A 19614-nucleotide genomic window follows, 5' to 3' on the forward strand; every position below is an offset into this window, starting at 1 on the left:
CGCCTGCTCCGGAGGGTGCGGTGTTGATGCCGGAGTTGTTCTGGGCGCGGGTTGAGCGGTGTCCGGATGCGGTGGCGGTGTCTTGTGGGGATGAGTGTGTGAGTTATGCCGGGCTTGCTGTGCGGGCGGGTCGGGTGGCGGGGTTGTTGGTGGCTGCTGGTGCGGGGCGGGGGTCGGTGGTCGGGCTGTGTTTGCCCGATGGGCTGGACATGGTGGCGGCGGTGCTCGGTAGCTGGATGGTGGGTGCCGCTTATCTGCCGTTGGATGTGGGGTATCCGGTGGAGCGGTTGGCGTTCATGCTGGCCGACAGTCGTGCTGCTGTGGTCGTGGGTACCGGGGATGTCTTGGACGAGTTGCCTGCCGGCCGGGTGCCGACGGTGGCGCTGGACGATGATCTGCTGACTGCGGAGCCGGTTTCCGATGTGGTGTCGGTGGTGGCTGGTGAGTTGGCGTATGTGGTGTATACGTCGGGGTCGACCGGGGTGCCGAAGGGTGTGGCGGTCAGTCACGGTGGCGTGGCGGCTTATGTGGCTGGGGTGGCTTCCAGGGTTGGTTTGGGTGGGGGCCGGTATGGGCTGTTGCAGGCGTTGGTGACGGACCTGGGGAACACGATGGTGTTCGGGTCGTTGGCTTCGGGTGGGGTGCTGCATCTGCCGGGTGTGGGGTTGGAGGTGGGTGACCCTGCTGCGGTGGCGGGTTGGTTGTCGTCGCGTGGTGTGGACTACCTGAAGATTGTGCCGTCGCATCTGGCGGCGTTGGCGGCCGGGGATGGTGTGGGTCCGGTGTTGCCGGCACGGACGCTGGTGCTGGGCGGGGAAGCGGTGTCTCAGCAGTTGGCTGGTGATCTGACGGCAACGCCTGGGCTGGCCGTGTTCAACCATTACGGTCCGACGGAGGCGACGGTCGGTGTGGTGGCCGGGCCGTTGGAGGTGTCGCCTGGTGGAGCGGTGCAGCTCGGGACGCCGGTGCCGGGGACGTCGGTGTACGTGCTCGACGGATGGCTGCAGCCGGTCCCTGCTGGGGTGGTGGGTGAGCTGTATGTTTCCGGGCCGCAGTTGGCGCGGGGCTATGTGAACCGGACTGGATTGACGGCGGAGCGGTTTGTGGCGTGTCCGTTCGGCGAGTCGGGCGAGCGGATGTACCGGACCGGGGATCTGGCGAAGTGGACCGTCGACGGGCGGCTGGTGTTCGCGGGCCGTGCTGATGATCAGGTGAAGATCCGGGGTTATCGGGTGGAGCCGGGTGAGGTGCAGGCGGTGCTGGCCGCGCATCCGCGGGTCGCCCAGGTGGCGGTGGCCGTCCGTGAGGATGTCCCGGGCGACAGGGGCCTGGTCGGGTATGTGGTTCCCGCCGATGCCGGTGATGATGACGGGCTGGCCGACGCGGTGCGGGAGTTCGCGGGCGGCCGTCTGCCCGCCCACATGGTTCCGGTGGCTGTCGTGGTGCTTGACGCGTTGCCGTTGACCTCCAGCGGAAAGCTCGACCGGGCCGCCCTGCCGGCGCCCGACTACGCGGGTCGGGCCGGCCGGGAGATACGGCCTCCGGCGTCGGTGGAGGAGGAGGTGCTGTGCGGCGTATTCGCCGATGTCCTGCGTATCGACACCGTCGGTCCCGATGACAGTTTCTTCGACCTTGGCGGGCACTCGCTCCTCGCGACCCGTCTGATCAGCCGGATCCGTACCGCGCTGGGCGCCGAGATCAGCGTCCGGACCATCTTCGAGACACCGACCCCCGCCGGACTCGCCACCACCTTGGCCCACACCGAAACCGGAAAGACAGCAAGGCCGGCATTGCGGCCGATGCGCGAACGGAAGGAGCCGTCATGATCCCGTTGTCGTTCGGCCAGCAGCGGCTGTGGTTCATCGCCCAGTTGGAAGGACCGTCCGCCACCTACAACAACGCGACGGCCCTGCGGCTCTCCGGCGAGCTGGACGCCGCCGCGCTCGGTGCCGCATTCCGGGACCTGCTGGAACGCCACGAGGTGCTGCGTACCGTGTTCCCCGCTGTCGAGGGCACTCCGTCACAGCGGATCCTCGGCATGGACGAGATCAGCTGGGAACTGGAGACCGCGCAGGTCGTCCAGGACGGCGTCTCCGATGCGGTGGCCGAGATGGCGCGACAGCCCTTCGACCTCGCCAGTCAGATCCCGGTGCGGGTGCGGCTGCTGACGGTCGGTCCGGAGGAGTACGTGCTGGTGGTGGTGCTGCACCACATCGCCACCGACGCGTGGTCGACCGGTGTGCTGGTCCGGGACGTCACCACCGCGTACGAGGCGCGGCGGCACGGGCGGGTGCCGGATTGGGAACCGTTGCCGGTGCAGTACGCGGACTACGCGCTGTGGCAGCGGGAGCTGTTGGGCGACGAGGACGATGCGGAGAGCGTGCAGTCCCAGCAGGTGGCGTGGTGGCGCGGAGCGCTGGAGGGCGCGCCGCCCGAGCTGGAGCTGCCGACGGACCGTCCCCGCCCGCAGGTCGTCAGCCACCGTGGCCACACGGTGCGGCTGGAGGTCCCTGCGGATGTGCACGCCGGCCTCGCGGCACTGGCCCGGCAACAGGGCGTGACGCTGTTCATGGTCGTTCAGGCCGCGCTGGCAGTGCTGCTGTCGAAGCTGGGCGCGGGCGAGGACATCCCGGTCGGGACGGCGGTCGCGGGCCGGACCGACACCGCGCTGGACGACCTGGTCGGGTTCTTCGTCAACACCTTGGTGTTACGTACGGATGTGTCCGGCGATCCGGAGTTCACCACGCTGCTGGGGCGGGTGCGGGACTGTTGGCTCGATGCGCTGGAACACCAGGACGTGCCGTTCGAGCGGCTGGTGGAGGCGCTCGCTCCGGACCGGTCGATGGGACGGCACCCGCTGTTCCAGGTCAACCTGACCGTGCAGAACAATGCTCCCTCGGTTCTCGATCTGCCCGGTGTGCGGACGACCTCGCTGCCGGCCGGTGATCCGGTCGCCCGGTTCGACCTGGACATAGTGGTCACGGAGTCCTTCACCGCCGGCCAGGCTCCGGCCGGCCTGCACGGCTGGGTGACCGTGGCGGCCGAGATGTTCGACCCGGAGTCGGCCGTGACCATCACCGAGCGGCTGGTGTCGGTACTCACGGCCATTGCAGCAGACCCCTTGACAAGGCCACACGAGATACCGGTGCCCGATGCCGAGGAGCGAGACCGGCTGCTCCGCGAATGGAATGACACCGCCACCCTGGTACGTGACACCACCGCAGCCCAGCTCTTCGCCGAACAGGCCATCCGTACCCCCGACGCGGCAGCCGTCGCGTTCGGTGAACGGCACCTGACCTACGCGGCACTGGACGCCAAGGCGGACCGCCTCGCCGGTCAGCTGCTGGCCGCCGGTGCGGAGCCGGAGCAGGTCATCGGACTGTGCCTGCCGCGCGGCCTGGAGATGATCGCCGCGGTGTTGGCGGTGTGGAAGGCGGGCGCTGCCTACCTGCCGCTGGACCCCGAATACCCGGGGGAGCGGCTGGCGTTCATGCTGGCCGACAGCCAGGCGCCACTCGTGCTGGGAACTCAGGACACGCTGCGGAACCTGCCGCCCGGGCAGGCCCGGCTGGTGGTACTGGACGACCCAGGATTAACGTCGGTACCGGCCGGGCTGCCGGAAGCCGGTCCGGCACCGGCCCAGCTCGCCTACGTGATCTACACCTCCGGATCGACCGGGACCCCCAAGGGCGTACAGGTTTCGCACGAAGGCCTGGCCAGCCTCGCGGCGGCCCAGATCGACCGGTTTCAGGTCACGCCGGGATCGCGGCTGCTGCAGTTCGCCTCGCCGGGATTCGACGCTTCGGTGTCGGAGCTGGTGACCGCGCTGTGCGGCGGTGCCTGCCTGGTGACGGCGGCGCAGGACGCACTGCTCACGCTGCCCGACCTGGTGGCGCGCCACGGGGTGACCCACGTGACCCTGCCGCCGTCGCTGCTCGCGGTCACCGACCCCGGCAGCCTGCCGTCGGTGACCACCCTGGTGTCGGCGGGCGAGGCGCTGGGCGCCGGGCAGCCGGCCCGGTGGGCCGGCGGGCGCCGGTTGATCAACGCCTACGGGCCGACCGAGACCAGCGTGTGCGCCACCATGAGCGGGCCGCTGCACGCCGGTGACCGGCCGCATATCGGCAGACCGATCGCGAACAGCCGGGTGTTCCTGCTCGACGAACGGCTGCAGCCGGTTGCGGTCGGAGTGACCGGCGAACTGTATGTGGCGGGTGCCGGCCTCGCCCGGGGGTATCTGGGCCGTCCGGAGCTGACCGGCGAACGGTTCGTCGCGTGCCCGTTCGGCGGGTCGGGCTCGCGGATGTACCGGACCGGTGACCAGGCGAAGTGGACGCCGGACGGGCGGCTGGTGTTCCGAGGCCGCGCCGACGGGCAGGTGAAGATCCGTGGGTTCCGGATCGAGCCCGGCGAGGTCGAGGCCGCGCTGGCCGCCGGCCCGGAGGTGGCGCAGGCGGCGGTCGCGGTCCACGAGGACGCCGTCGGCGACCGGCGGCTGATCGGCTACGTCGTGCCGGCCGCCCCCGGCGCCGACCCTTCCGAACTGGTCGGCCGAGCCCGGGAGTATGTGGCCCGCCACCTGCCGGGCCACATGGTGCCCGCCGCGATCGTGGTGCTGCCGCGACTGCCGCTCACCCCGAGCGGCAAGGTGGACCGCGCCGCGCTGCCGGAGCCCGACTTCGCCTCGTCCACTGGCGGGCGCGCGCCGGCGAGCGCGCGCGAGGAACTGATTTGCGGACTCTTCGCCGAGGTCCTGGGGCTCGACGCGGTCGGGGCCGAGGACAACTTCTTCGAGCTCGGCGGCCATTCGCTGCTGGCCGTTCCGCTGGTGGAGCGGCTGCGCGAGCGCGGCGTGGCGGTGAGCGTAAAGGCCTTGTTCGAGTCGCCCACACCGGCGGGCCTGGCAGGAGGGGCGGGCCCGGACGACGTGGCCGTACCGCCGAACCTGATCCCGGACGGCGCGGAGACGATCACGCCGGAGATGGTTCCGCTGGCGGGACTGACCGCGGCGGAGTTGACCGAGGTCGTTGCCGGTGTGGATGGCGGGGCACCGAACGTGGCTGACGTGTATCCGCTGGCGCCGCTGCAGGAAGGCATGTTCTTCCACCACGTCATGGCGCGGGAGGCCCGGGAGCGGGACGTCTACCTGTCGCCGGTGGTGCTGCGGTTCGAGTCGCAGCAGCGGATGGAACAGTTCCTCGACGCGCTGCGGCAGGTGATCGGTCGGCACGACATCTACCGGACGTCGGTGGCGTGGCAGGGGCTGCGGGAGCCGGTGCAGGTGGTGTGGCGGCACGCGGAGCTGCCGGTGTCGCAGGTGACGCCGGGTGAGGGTGAGGACGCCCAGACCGTGCTGCTCGCGGCGGCCGGTCCCTGGATGGACCTGACGAAGGCCCCACTGATTCGCGTGCACACTGCCGCCGAGCCTGAGGGCGGGCGCCGGCTGGTGCTGCTGCAGGTGCATCACCTGGTGCTGGATCACACCAGCCAGGAGATGCTGCTGCGGGAGATCTCCCAGATCCTTTCGGGCGATGCGGCAGGCCTCGACGATCCGCTGCCGTTCCGCGACTTCGTGGCGCAGGCGAGGCTCGGGGTGCCGCGCGAGGAGCACGAGCGGTTCTTCGCCGAGTTGCTCGGGGACGTGACCGAGCCGACCGCGCCGTTCGGGCTGCTGGACGTGCGCGGCGACGGCAGTGACATCGAGCGGGCGCAGCTGCCGGTGGCCGACGACCTGGCGGCCCGGCTGCGAGAGCGGGCGCGCGCCGCCGGAGTGAGTCCGGCGACGCTGTGGCACGTGGCGTGGGCGCGGGTGCTGGCGGTGCTGTCCGACCGCGACGACGTGGTGTTCGGAACGGTGCTGTTCGGCCGGATGCGGGCCGGCCGCGGCGCGGACCGGGTGGTCGGCCCCTTCCTCAACACCCTGCCGGTCCGGACCGACACGGCCGCACTCGGAGTGGCGGAAGCCGTCACCGTGATGCGCGGTCGGCTGGCCGAGCTGCTGGTGCACGAACATGCGCCCCTGGTGCTGGCGCAGCAGGCCAGCGGCCTTCCGGCGCAGGTGCCGCTGTTCACCTCGATCTTCAACTACCGGCACAACCCGCGGTCCGCCGCGGGCGGCACCGGCCGCCGGCTGGGCATCGAGACGACCTTCTCCCAGGACCGCAACAACTACCCGGTCACTGTCACCGTCGACGACCGAGGGGACACGTTCGACATCACCGTTGACGCGGTCCCCCTGATCGGCTCGCGGCTGGTGTGCGAGCTTGTGCACACCGCCGTCGGCAGCCTGGTCACCGCGCTGGAGGACGCCCCGGGCACTCCGCTGGGCGGGCTCGGTGTACTCGGAGGAGCACAGCGGAGGCAACTGCTGCGGGAGCGGAACGACACCGCTGTCGAGACGCCCGGGGCGGGCTTGGCGGAGCTTTTCGAAGCGCAGGCCGAGCGCTGCCCCGACACGGTGGCGCTGTGCTCGGGCGATGCCTGGATCACCTACCGGGAGCTGAACGACCGGGCGGACCGGTTGGCCCGGGTACTGGCCGGGCGCGGTGTGGGCCCAGAGTCGGTGGTGGGGCTGTGCCTGGCCCGGTCGGTCGAGTTGATCACGGCGATCCTGGCGGTGTTCAAGGCCGGTGCGGCGTACCTGCCGGTGGACGCTGCCCTGCCCGCGGAGCGGGCCGCGTTCGTCCTCGACGACGCGCGGGCACGGGTGGTGGTGACCAGCCGGGCGTGGCCGGGGCAGCTGCCCGAGGCGCGGAGCACGGTGGTGCTCGGGGACGAGGAGCTGCCGGCAGCCGAGCCGGAGAACGGCAGGCCGGAGGCGGCCGGTCGCCTGGCGTACGTGATGTACACGTCCGGGTCGACCGGCCTGCCGAAGGGCGTGATGATCGAGCAGCGCGGCATGGTCAACCACCTGTTCGCCAAGGTGGCCGACCTCGGGCTGACGGCCGCCGACGTGGTCGCGGCGACCGCGTCGCCCTCCTTCGACATCTCCGTGTGGCAGTTCTTCGCGGCGCTGCTGGCCGGCGGCCGGGTGCAGGTGCTGCCCGACGAGATCGCCCACGACCCGGCCCGGCTGCTCGCCGAGACCGAGCGGGGACGGATGAGCGTACTGGAGGTGGTGCCCTCGCTGTTGCGGGCCATGGTCGCCGAGAGTTCCCGGATGAACGGCGACCGGCCGGACCTGACCGCGATGCGCTGGCTCGCCGTGACCGGTGAGGCGCTGCCGGCTCCGCTGGCCCGGGCCTGGCTGGAGGTCTATCCCGGGGTTCCGCAGCTCAACGCCTACGGGCCCACCGAATGTTCCGACGACGTGACCCATCACGCGATCACGGTCCCGCCCGGACCTGAGGCGACCGGGGTGCCGATCGGGCGGCCGCTGGCGAACACCCGTCTGTACGTGCTGGACCGGCGTGCCGAGCCGGTGCCGGTGGGAGTGACCGGCGAGCTGTACGTGGGCGGTGCCGGAGTGGGCCGCGGCTATCTCGGCCGGCCGGGGCTGACCGCCGAGCGGTTCGTGGCCGACCCGTTCGGCGGCGAGCCGGGAGCCCGCTTGTACCGGACCGGTGACCTCGCGAGGTGGGCTGCCGACGGGTCGCTGGAGTTCGCCGGGCGGGCCGACGGCCAGGTGAAGATCCGCGGGTTCCGGATCGAGCTGGGCGAGATCGAGGCGGTGCTGGCCGGCGCGCCAGGGGTGAGTCACACCGTGGTGACCGTCCGGGAGGACAGCCCCGGCGACAAGCGGCTCGCCGCGTACGTCGTCATGTCGGGAGACGCCGCCGGAGCCACCGCGGCGGTCCGCGACCATGCCGCCCAGCGCCTGCCCGAGTACATGGTGCCCGCGGCGGTCGTGGTGCTCGACGAACTGCCGTTGACCAGCAACGGGAAGGTGGACCGCAAGGCGCTGCCCGCGCCGGACTACTCGGCCTCTGGCCACCGCGCGCCGGAGCAGCCGGTCTCGGCGCTGGAGGAGCTCCTGTGCGGGGTGTTCGCCGATGTGCTGGGAGTGGACCGGGTCAGCCCCCAGGACGGCTTCTTCTCCCTTGGCGGGCACTCGCTGCTGGCGATCTGGCTGGTCAGCCGAGTCCGTGCGGCGTTGGGTGTGGAGCTGCCGGTACGGACACTGTTCGAGGCGCCGACCCCGGCCGCGCTGGCGGCCGTGGTGGACCGGGCGGGCCCGGCTCGGCTGCCGCTGGCCGCCCGGGAGCGGCCGGAGTCGGCCCCGCTGTCCTTCGCGCAGCAGCGGCTGTGGTTCATCGCCCAGCTGGAGGGACAGGACCCGACCTACAACAACACGGTCGCGGTGCGCCTGTCCGGGCGGCTGGACGCCGCCGCGCTGCGGGCGGCGCTGGCCGATGTGATCGCCCGCCACGAGGTGCTGCGCACCGTGTTCCCCGTCGTCGACGGCCGGCCGTACCAGCGGATTCTTCGGGCCGACGAGGCGGACTGGGAACTGGAAACGGTGGTGACGACCGAGGACGGCCTGCCCGGAATGGTGGCCCGGCTCGCGGGCGAGCCGTTCGATCTGGCTGCTCAGCTGCCGCTGCGGGCGCGGCTGCTGGAGGTCGGGCCGGACGAGCACGTGCTGGTGGTGGTGATTCATCACATCGCCACCGATGCGTGGTCGACGGGCGTGCTGGCGCGGGAACTCGCGGCCGCGTACACGGCGCGGATGGGCGGCCGGGCGCCGGCCTGGCAGCCCCTGCAGGTGCAGTACGCCGACTACGCGGTGTGGCAGCGCGAGCTGCTCGGCGCGGAGGAGGACCCGGAAAGCCTGCTGTCCCAGCAGGTGGCGTGGTGGCGGGCCGCACTCGACGGTGTGCCCGCTGAGCTGGTGCTGCCGACGGACCGGCCGCGGCCGGCTGTGGCCTCGCACCGGGCGCACGGGGTGCGGCTGGACGTCCCCGCCGACGTTCACGCGGGTCTCGTCGCGCTGGCCCGCACCCAGGGCGTCACCTTGTTCATGGTGGTGCAGGCCGCGCTGGTGGTGCTGTTGTCCAAGCTGGGCGCGGGTGAGGACATCCCGGTCGGGACCGGCACCGCGGGCCGGACCGACACCGCGCTCGACGACATGATGGGGTTCTTCGTCAACACGCTGGTGCTGCGCACCGACGTGTCCGGCGACCCGGAGTTCACCACGCTGCTGAGCCGGGTGCGGGAGTTCTGGCTGAGTGCCCTGGAGCACCAGGACGTGCCGTTCGAGCGGCTGGTGGAGACACTGGCGCCGGACCGGTCGGTGGGACGCCACCCGCTGTTCCAGGTGATGCTGACCGTACAGAACAACGCCCAGTCGGTCCTTGAGCTGCCCGGGATCCGGGCCACCGCCATGCCGAGCGGCAAGCGCGCCGCCCGGTTCGACGTCGACGTGATGCTCACCGAGACCATGGACGCCGACGGCCGGCCCGCCGGACTGCGCGGGTCGGTGACGGTGGCCGCCGACCTGTTCGACGTGGCGTCGGCGGAGCTGTTCGCGGAGCGCTATGCGCGGACCCTCGCGGCAGTGGCGGTCACTCCGACGGCACGGGTGCACGAGCTGGAGATCCTCGACGACGCCGAGCGGCGTCAGCTGGTGGCCGACAGGGAGGGTGCCGCCCGGCCGGAGACGCCGGCGCCGGTGCTCGAACAGTTCCAGGCTCAGGTCGCACGCCGCCCCGACGCGGTGGCGGTGACCTGCGACGACGAGCGGACAAGCTACGCGGCGCTCGCGGCGCGGGCGGCCCAGGTGGCGGATCTGCTGGCCGGAACAGGCGGCGGGGCGCTGGTGGGCCTGTGCCTGCCGCGCGGCACGGAGATGGTCGCGGCGGTGCTGGGTACGTGGCTGGCCGGTGCGGCGTACGTGCCGCTGGACCCGGAGTACCCGGCGGACCGGCTGGCGTTCATGATCGCCGACAGCGGTGCCGGCGCGGTGCTGGCCCGGCGGGGACAGACGGGGAACCTTCCGGAGGACCTGGCCGCCCGGGTGGTGTGGCTGGACGACACCGCCCCGTCGGCGGCCCCGGCTCCCGCGGTACGCCCGGACGAGGGTCGGCCGGCGTACGTGATCTACACGTCCGGCTCGACCGGCATCCCGAAGGGGGTGCAGGTCAGTCATGCGGCGATGGCGAACCTGGTGGCCTCGGTGGCGCCGGTGCTCGTTCCCGAGGTGGGCTGCCCGGTCCTGCAGTTCGCGTCGTTCAGCTTCGACGCGTCGGTACTCGACATGGCCGCGACTCTTTCAGCCGGCGGGACACTGGCCGTGGTGGCCGGAGCGCAGCGCTCCGATCCGGAGCAGCTGGCGGGCGTGATCCGCCGTACCGGAATCCGGGGCGCCAGCGTGGTGCCGTCACTGCTGGAGGTGCTGGACCCGGAGACGGTGCCGGGACTGTCGGTGGTGCTGTCCGGCGCGGAACTGCTGACCGCAAAGACGGCCGGCCGATGGCGGCGCGGCCGGCGGCTGGTGAACACCTACGGCCCCACTGAGGCCGCGGTGATGGTGACGACCGGCGACGTCGTGCTGCGTGACGGGCAGGCGCCACCGGTGGGGTCGCCGAACGCGAACACCCGGTGCTACGTGCTGGACCGGTGGCTGAGGCCGGTCCCGGCAGGGGTGGTCGGCGAACTGTACGTGGCCGGAGAGCAGTTGGCCCTCGGCTACCTGCGACGGGCCGGGCTGACCGCCGAACGGTTCGTCGCCAGCCCGATCGGCGGATCCGGCAGGCGCATGTACCGGACCGGGGACCTGGCCAAGTGGACCCGCGACGGACAGTTGATGTTCGGGGGCCGGGCCGACGAGCAGGTGAAGATCCGCGGGTTCCGGATCGAGCCGGGTGAGGTGCGGGCGGTGCTGGCCGGCTGCCCGGGCGTCGCCCAGGCGGCCGTGATCGTGCGGGAGGACACGCCGGGAGACAAGCGGCTGACCGCGTACGTGGTCCCGGCCACCACCCGGAGCGCCGGGCGTGGAGAGCTGGCGGCGACGGTGCGGGAGTACGCGGCGGCTCAGCTGCCCGAGCACCTGGTACCCGCCGCGGTCGTCACCCTGGACGCGCTCCCGCTGACCTCCAACGGCAAACTCGACCGGGCCGCGCTGCCGGCGCCCGACCAGGCCTCCGCGAACGCCCCGGCCGACCCGATGCCGGCCGACCCGGCCGTGGAGATTCTGTGCGGCCTGTTCGCCGGTGTGCTCGGCGTCGACCGGATCGGACCGAACGACAGCTTCTTCGACCTCGGCGGGCATTCGCTGTTGGCGACCCGGCTGGTCAGCCGGGTGCGGGCCACCCTCGGCGTCGAAATCGAGATGCTCTCGATCTTCGAGGCACCGACACCGGCCGGCCTGGCCGCCCTGCTGGCTCAGGCCGGACCCGCGCGGCTGACGCTCGCGGCGCGCGAACGGCCGGAGCGGCTGCCGCTGTCGTTCGCCCAGCGGCGGCTGTGGTTCATCGCCCAGCTGGAGGGGCCCGGAGCCGCGTACAACAGCACGGTCGCGCTGCGTCTGTCCGGTGACCTGAACACCGTCGCGCTGGAGGCGGCGCTGGCCGACGTGATCGCACGCCACGAGGTCCTGCGCACCGTGTTCCCGGACGCCGGCGGCGAGCCCTGCCAGCGGATCGTCCCGCCGGAAGACCTGGGCTGGACCCTTCAGAGGGCACAGGCCGCCGACAGCGAGCTGCCCGGGGCCCTGGCCGAGATCGCCGGGCGCGGATTCGACCTGGGGACCGAGATCCCGCTGCGGGCGCGGCTGCTGGAGGTCGGGCCGAACGACCACGTGCTGGTGCTGGTGCTGCACCACATCGCCACCGACGCCTGGTCGACGAGCGTGCTGGCGCGCGACCTGTCGTCGGCGTACGCGGCGCGACGCGCGGGCCGCGCTCCCGGCTGGGACCGGCTGCCGGTGCAGTACGCGGACTACGCGACGTGGCAGCGCGAACTGCTGGGGGACGAGGAGGACCCGGGCAGCCTGCTCGCCGCCCAGGTGGAGTGGTGGCGGTCCGAGCTGGACGGCGCTCCGCCGGAGCTGGCCCTGCCCACCGACCGGCCGCGCCCCGCGCAGGCCGGCCACCTGGGGCACTGGCTGCGGCTGGAGGTGCCCGCGGACGTGCACACCGGGCTCAGGACGCTGGCCCGCGAACACGGCGTCACGCTGTTCATGGTGGTCCAAGCGGCACTGGCCGTACTGCTGTCCAGGCTTGGCGCCGGAGAGGACATTCCGGTCGGTGCTCCGGTGGCGGGCCGCACCGACGCGACGCTGGACGACCTGGTCGGCTTCTTCATCAACACGCTGGTGCTGCGTACCGACGTGTCCGGTGACCCGGAGTTCACCACGCTGCTCGGCCGGGTGCGCAGGCGCTGGCTGGGTGCGCTGGAGCACCAGGACGTGCCGTTCGAGCGGCTGGTCGAGGTGCTCGCGACCGAACGGGTGCGCGGCCGGCACCCGCTGTTCCAGGTCATGCTGATGGTCCAGAACGCCGGTCGGGCCGAACTCGACCTGCCAGGTCTCCGGGTCGCCAGCCTGCAGGCCGGACAGCCGACCGCGCGGCACGACCTGCACATCGGCCTGCAGGAACTCACCGGCGACGACGGTCGGCCGGGTGGGCTCGCCGGGGCGGTGACGGCCTCGGCCGACCTGTTCGATCCCGCCACCGTGGCCGCCATCGGCGGGCGGTTCGTGCGGGTGCTGGCGGCGGTGGCTGCCGCGCCGGCGGGGCGCGTGCACGAACTGCCGATCCTGGACGAGGACGAGCGGCGGCAACTGGTCGCGGGGAACCGGACGCCCGCCCCTGGGTCGCTCGCCCTGCCGCAGCTGTTCCTCCAATGGGTCGCGACCTGCCCGGACGGGGTGGCGGTGACGTGCGGGGACCGGAGCGTCAGCTACGCGCAGCTCGCCGTTCGGGCCGGCCGGGTGGCCGGGCGACTGGCCTCTGCCGGTGTCCGGCGAGGCTCGGTGGTGGGCCTGTGCCTGCCCGACGGCCTGGAGATGGTCACGGCGATGCTGGGCGTCTGGTGGCTGGGCGCGGCCTATCTGCCGCTGGACCCGGGATATCCGGCGGACCGGCTCGCGTTCATGCTGGCCGACAGCGGTGCGGCTGTCGTGGTCGCCGGTGAGGGAGTGGCCGACACATTCGCCGACATGTCGGTGGCCGTCCTGCGACAGTCCGGCGCGCCGGGTGAGGCGGTGGCTCCGACGCCGCCGGCCGAAGACGACCTGGCGTATGTGGTGTACACGTCCGGGTCGACCGGGGTGCCGAAGGGCGTGGGTGTCGGCCACGGGGCGGTGGCCGCCTATGCGGCCGGGGTGCCGTCGCGGGTCGGGCTGGGCGCGGGTCGGTACGGGCTGTTGCAGGCGCTGGTGACCGATCTCGGGAACACGATGGTGTTCGGGTCTCTGGCTTCGGGTGGGGTGCTGCATCTGCCGGGTGCGGAAGTGGAGATCGGCGATGCGTCCGCGGTGGCGGGTTGGTTGTCGTCGCGTGGTGTGGACTACCTGAAGATCGTGCCGTCGCACTTGTCCGCCCTGGCGGCCGGTGGTGGTGTGGGCGCGGTGCTGCCGCGCTCGTCGCTGGTCCTCGGTGGTGAGGCGGTCCCGCCGCGGCTGGCGCGCGACCTGGCGTCGGTGGCCGGTGTGGCGGTGTTCAACCATTACGGTCCGACGGAGACGACGGTGGGTGTGGTGGCCGGGCCGCTTGAGGTGTCCCGCGACGGAGCGGTGCCGCTCGGGAGGCCAGTGCCGGGGACGTCGTTGTTCGTGCTCGACGGATGGCTGCAACCGGTCCCGGCCGGGGTCGTGGGTGAGCTGTATGTCTCCGGGCCGCAGCTGGCGCTGGGCTATGTGAACCGGGCCGGGTTGACGGCGGAGCGGTTCGTCGCGTGCCCGTTCGGCGAATCGGGCACGCGGATGTACCGGACCGGGGACCTGGGGAAGTGGAGCCCGGACGGTCGGCTGGTGTTCGCGGGGCGGGCTGATGACCAGGTGAAGATCCGCGGGTTCCGGATGGAGCCGGGTGAGGTGCAGGCGGTGCTGGCCGGCCATCCGCGCGTCGCCCAGGCCGCCGTGGTGGTCCGCGAGGACGCCCCCGGCGACTGGCGCCTTGTCGGCTATCTCGTTCCCGCCGGTGCGGAGGGCGCCGCGATCGGCGGACTGGCCGAGGCGGTGCGGGAGTTCGCGGCGGAGCGGGTGCCCGGACACATGGTCCCGGCCGCCCTTGTCGTCCTGGACGCGTTGCCGTTGACCTCCAACGGCAAACTCGACCGGGCCGCCCTCCCGGCGCCCGAGTACGCCTCCGAGCCGGACGGCGACCGGCCCGCCTCGGTGACCGAGCAGATCGTGTCCGGCGTCTTCGCCGATGTGCTGGGCGTGGACCGGGTCGGACCGGATGACAGCTTCTTTCGGCTGGGCGGGCACTCGCTGATGGCGATCATGCTGGTAGCCCGGCTGCGCAGCGTGCTGGACGTCGAAGTGCCGGTGCGGGCCGTGTTCGAGTCACCGACGCCGGCCGGGCTGGTCGCGACGCTGGCACAGGCGTCCCGGGCCCGTTTGCCGCTGGCGGCCCGACCGCGGCCGGAGCAGGTGCCGTTGTCGTTCGCCCAGCAGCGGCTGTGGTTCATCGCCCAGCTGGAGGGTCCGTCCGCGACGTACAACAACGCGATGGCCCTGCGGCTGACCGGCGACCTGGACGTCGCCGCGCTGGAACTGGCGCTGCGCGACGTGATCGGGCGCCACGAGGTGCTTCGTACGATCTTCCCCGTCTCGGGCGGGGAGCCGTGCCAGCGGGTGCTGGACCTGGCCGAGTCCGGATGGCGGCTGGGTACCGCGAGCGTCGCGCCGGACCAGCTCCTGCGGGCGGTGGCTGAGGTGGGCGGAGAGCCGTTCGATCTCTCGGTGCAGATACCGGTTCGCACCCGGTTGCTCTCGTTGGGAGAGCGGGAGCATGTCCTGGTGCTCGTGCAGCATCACGTCGCCACCGACGGCTGGTCGACGGGCGTGTTCGCGAGGGACGTGTCGGTGGCGTACGCGGCACGGCGCGACGGCCGTGCGCCCGGATGGTCACCGCTGCCGGTGCAGTACGCGGACTACGCGCTCTGGCAGCGGGAGCTGCTCGGGGCGGAGGACGCCCCGGACAGCCTGCTGGCCGCGCAGGTGCAGTACTGGCGGACCGCGCTGGAAGGTGCGCCGCTGGAGCTTGCGCTGCCGACCGACCAGCCGCGCCCGCAGGTCCCGGGTCACCGCGCGCACGTCGCGCCGATAGAGCTCTCCGCAGAAGCCCATGCGGGACTGGCCGCGCTCGCCCGGCGGGAGGGCGTGACCCTCTTCATGGTGGTCCAGGCGGCCCTCGCGGTACTGCTGTCCCGGCTGGGAGCCGGGGAGGACATTCCGGTCGGCACCCCGGTGGCCGGGCGGACCGACGCCGCGCTGGATCACCTGGTCGGCTTCTTCGTCAACACTCTGGTGCTGCGTACCGACGTCTCCGGTGACCCGGAGTTCACCATGCTGCTGGGGCGGGTACGGGAGTGCTGGCTGGGCGCGCTGGAGCACCAGGACGTGCCGTTCGAGCGGCTGGTGGAGGTTCTCGCGCCGGAGCGGCAGATCGGACGCCATCCGCTGTTCCAGGTGATGCTGGCGGTGCACAACACCGCGAGCGCCGAGCTCGGCCTGCCCGGCCTCGTGGGCAGCGTGCTGCCGGCGGGCGAGCCGGTCGCGCGGTTCGACCTGGACGTGAGCCTGCGCGAGCACTTCGAGGACGGTCGGCCCGGTGGGCTGCGAGGAACGGTCACGGTGGCGGCCGACCTGTTCGACGCGGAGTCGGCGGGTATGTTCGCGCGCAGGTGCGCCCGGGTCCTGGACGCCGTCGCGGCCGACCCGGCGGTGCGGGTGCACCAGCTGCCCGTTCTCGACGACGGCGAGCGGCGGCAGGTCGTGGCGGCGTGGAACGACACGGCCGCTCCGATGGCGCCGGTGACCGTGCCGGAGCTGTTCCGGACGCAGGTGGCACGTCGGCCCGACTCGATCGCGGTGACCTCCGGGGACGCCTCCCTGACCTACGCCGAGCTGAACGCACGGGCCAACCGGCTGGCCCGGCTGCTCGCCGGACAGGGCGCCGGGCCGGAGACGGTCGTGGCGCTGGCCCTGGAACGCGGCGTCGACCTGATGGTGGCGCTGCTCGCCGTGGTGAAGGCCGGCGCCGCCTACCTTCCGATCGACCTGAGCTACCCGGCCGAGCGGATCGAGTACATGCTCGCCGGCACCCAGGTGGTCTGCGTGCTCACCGCGGCCGCCGTGGCGGACGGACTGCCGGACGCCTCCGGCGCGCCCGTCCTTGCGGTGGACGACCCAGGCCTGATCGCACGCCTGGCGGACCTGCCCGACTCCGACGTCACCGACCACGACCGCACCGGGGTGCTGCTGCCGGCGCACCCGCTGTACGTCATCTACACGTCGGGGTCGACCGGCCGGCCCAAGGGCGTTGCCGTGACCCACGGCGGGTTCGCGAACATGACCGCTGCCATCGCCCGCTTCGGCTCCGGGCCGGGCGACCGGGTCGGGCAGTTCACCTCGGTCAGTTTCGACGTCTTCGGGACCGAGTGGTCGATGGCGCTGCTGTGGGGCGCGGCGCTGGTGGTCATCCCCGACGAGCGGCGGCTGGGCCGGGAGTTGACCGGCTTTTTCGCCACGACCGGGATCACCCACCTGTCGCTGCCGACCGCGGTGGTGGCGACGCTGGACGCCCGGGAGGTCAGGCCCGGTGTCGTGCTGGAGGTCGCGGGCGAGGCGTGCCCACCGGAGGTCGTCGAGCGGTGGTCGGCCGGCCGGGTCATGTTCAACACCTACGGCCTCACTGAGACGACCGTCGACGCCACGGTGTGGCCGTGCCCACCGAACGTCCGGGAGGTCACCATCGGCAGGCCGATCGTGAACATGCGGGTGTTCGTGCTGGACAAGTGGCTGGAGCCGGTGCCGCCCGGCGTTCCCGGGGAGCTGTACATCGCCGGAGCGCAGCTGGCACGCGAGTACGCGGGTCGGCCCGAGCTGACCTCCGAGCGATTCGTCGCGTGCCCGTTCGGCCCGGCCGGAGAGCGGATGTACCGGACCGGGGACCTCGCGAAGTGGGGCCGTGACGGCCTGCTGATGTTCGTCGGACGGGCCGACGACCAGGTCAAGATCCGTGGGTTCCGCGTCGAGCCCGGCGAGATCGAAACGGTGCTGGCGGCCCACCCGGACGTGGCCCAGGCGGCCGTGATCGTACGGGAGGACTCTCCGGGCGACCGGCGGCTGGCCGCCTACCTCGTTCCGGCCGAGGGCGCCGGTGCCGACGGCCTGGTCGCGGAGGTGCGGGAGTACGCGGCGGCCCAGCTTCCCGCGCACATGGTGCCGGCCGGTGTCGTGGTCATGGACGCGCTGCCGCTGACCAGCAACGGCAAGCTGAACAAGGCCGCGCTCCCCGTACCTGTCTACACCTCCGACGGCGCCCGCAGCCGTGGCCCGGCCAACCCGGCCGAGGAACTGCTGTGCAGCGTGTTCGCCGACGTGCTCGGCCTGGACGCGGTCGGGCCGGAGGAGAACTTCTTCGCGCTGGGCGGGCACTCGCTGCTCGCGGTGCGGCTGGTGGAGCGGCTGCGCGAGCGGGGCGTCGGCGTCAGCGTGCGCGCTCTGTTCGAGACACCGACGCCGACCGGGCTGGCGGTGGCGGCGGGTCCCGGCGAGGTGGCCGTACCGGCCAACCTGATCCCGCCCGGAGCTGAAACGATCACGCCGGAGATGGTGCCGCTGGCCGGGCTGAACGAGGCCGAACTGGCCGCGGTCGTCGCGGGAGTGGACGGCGGCGCGGCGAACGTGGCCGACATCTACCCGCTGGCGCCCTTGCAGGAGGGCATGTTCTTCCACCACCTGATGGGCGGAGAAGCGGACGCCGACGTGTACCTGTCGCCGTCGGTGCTCCGCTTCCGCTCCCGGGCCCGGCTGGAGGAGTTTCTCGCCGCGCTGCAACGGGTGGTGGACCGGCACGACATCTACCGGACGTCGGTGGCGTGGCAGGAACTGCGCGAGCCGGTACAGGTGGTCTGGCGCCGGGCCGAGGTTCCGGTCACCGAGGTGACCATTGACGACGGCGCCGATCCGGCGCAGGCCCTGCTGGGTGCGGCGGGGGAGCGTATCGACCTGGGCCGGGCACCGCTGCTGCGGGTCCACCTGGCAGCCGAGGCCGACAGCGGCACCTGGCTGGCCCTGGTCCAGGTCCACCACCTGGTACTCGACCACAACAGCCAGGAGCGGATGCTCGAAGAGATCTCGGCGATGCTCTCCGGCGACGCCGCCGACCTCGCCGACCCGCTGCCGTTCCGTGACTTCGTCGCGCAGGCCCGGCTGGGCGTGCCGCGGGAGGAGCACGAGCGGTACTTCGCCGGCCTGCTCGGCGACGTCACCGAGCCGACCGCGCCGTTCGGGCTGCTGGACGTCCGCAGCGACGGGACCGGCGCCGGTCAGGCCCGGCTGGCGGTGGACGAGGACCTGGCCACCAGGCTGCGGGCACATGCCCGGACGCTGGGGGTGAGCCCGGCCACCGTTCTGCACCTGGCGTGGGCCAGGGTGCTCTCGGTGTTGGCCGGACGCGACGACGTGGTGTTCGGCACGGTGCTGTTCGGCCGGATGCAGTCGGGGCGCGGCGCGGACCGGGTGCTCGGCCCGTTCATGAACACCCTGCCGGTCCGGGTCGGCGTCGGCACCTCCGGTGTCGCCGAGGCGGTGGCCGCCATGCGCTCCCAGCTCGCCCGGCTGCTCGCGCACGAGCACGCCCCGCTCGTCCTCGCACAGCAGGCCAGCGGCCTGACCGACCAGGCGCCCCTGTTCACCTCGATCTTCAACTACCGGCACAGCCCTGCCCAGACGCGCTCCGGCACCGGCCTGGCCGGTATCGAGCTGGTGTTCAACCGTTCGCTCAACAACTATCCGGTCACCGTCTCCGTCAACGACACCGGCACCGGCTTCGTCATCACGGTCGACGCGGTCGCTCCCGTCGACCAGGAGCTGGTGTGCACGCTGATACACACCACCGTGCGCGGACTGGTGACCGCGCTGGAGGAGGCTCCCGCGACCCCGCTGCGAGACGTGCCGGTGCTGGCTGAGGCTGAGCGGTGGCAGTTGCTTGAGGGGTGGAATGCTGCGCCTGTTCCGGAGGGTGCGGTGTTGATGCCGGAGTTGTTCTGGGCGCGGGTTGAGCGGTGTCCGGATGTGGTGGCGGTGTGTCGTGGGGATGAGTGTGTGAGTTATGCCGGGCTTGCTGTGCGGGCGGGTCGGGTGGCGGGGTTGTTGGTGGCTGCTGGTGTGGGGCGGGGGTCGGTGGTCGGGCTGTGTTTGCCCGATGGGCTGGACATGGTGGCGGCGATACTGGGTGTGTGGATGGTGGGTGCTGCCTATCTGCCGTTGGATCCGTCGTATCCGGCGGACCGGTTGGAGTTCCTGCTGGCTGACAGCGGAGCGCGGTTGGTGCTGGCGCGGCGCGGTGATGCGGGGAATCTGTCGGGCGTGGGTCTTTTCAGCCCGGTGTGGCTGGATGACGGCCTGCTGGCTGCGGAGCCGGTTTCTGGTGTGGTGTGTGCGTCGGTTGACTTGGCGTATGTGGTGTATACGTCGGGGTCGACCGGGGTGCCGAAGGG

The 19614-nt window shown here is 72.3% G+C and carries 2 protein-coding genes (1 of these 2 only partly in view); both read left to right on the forward strand.

Annotation, left to right across the window (positions count from 1 at the left end; genetic code table 11):
• Positions 1 to 1826: the 3' end of a non-ribosomal peptide synthase/polyketide synthase gene (locus ACIQBL_RS45430; RefSeq protein ID WP_401954199.1), read on the forward strand. It extends 17254 nt beyond the left edge of the window; 1826 of the gene's 19080 nt are visible here — the last part of the coding sequence; the start codon falls outside the window, past its left edge; it ends in the stop codon at positions 1824 to 1826.
• The coding region (locus ACIQBL_RS45435; RefSeq protein WP_401954201.1) for an amino acid adenylation domain-containing protein at positions 1823 to 19614 on the forward strand (17792 nt) is incomplete at its 3' end. The genes ACIQBL_RS45430 and ACIQBL_RS45435, both read left to right, overlap by 4 nt.

Source organism: Streptomyces sp. NPDC088350, from assembly GCF_044753545.1.
Classification (GTDB): Bacteria; Actinomycetota; Actinomycetes; order Streptomycetales; family Streptomycetaceae; genus Streptomyces.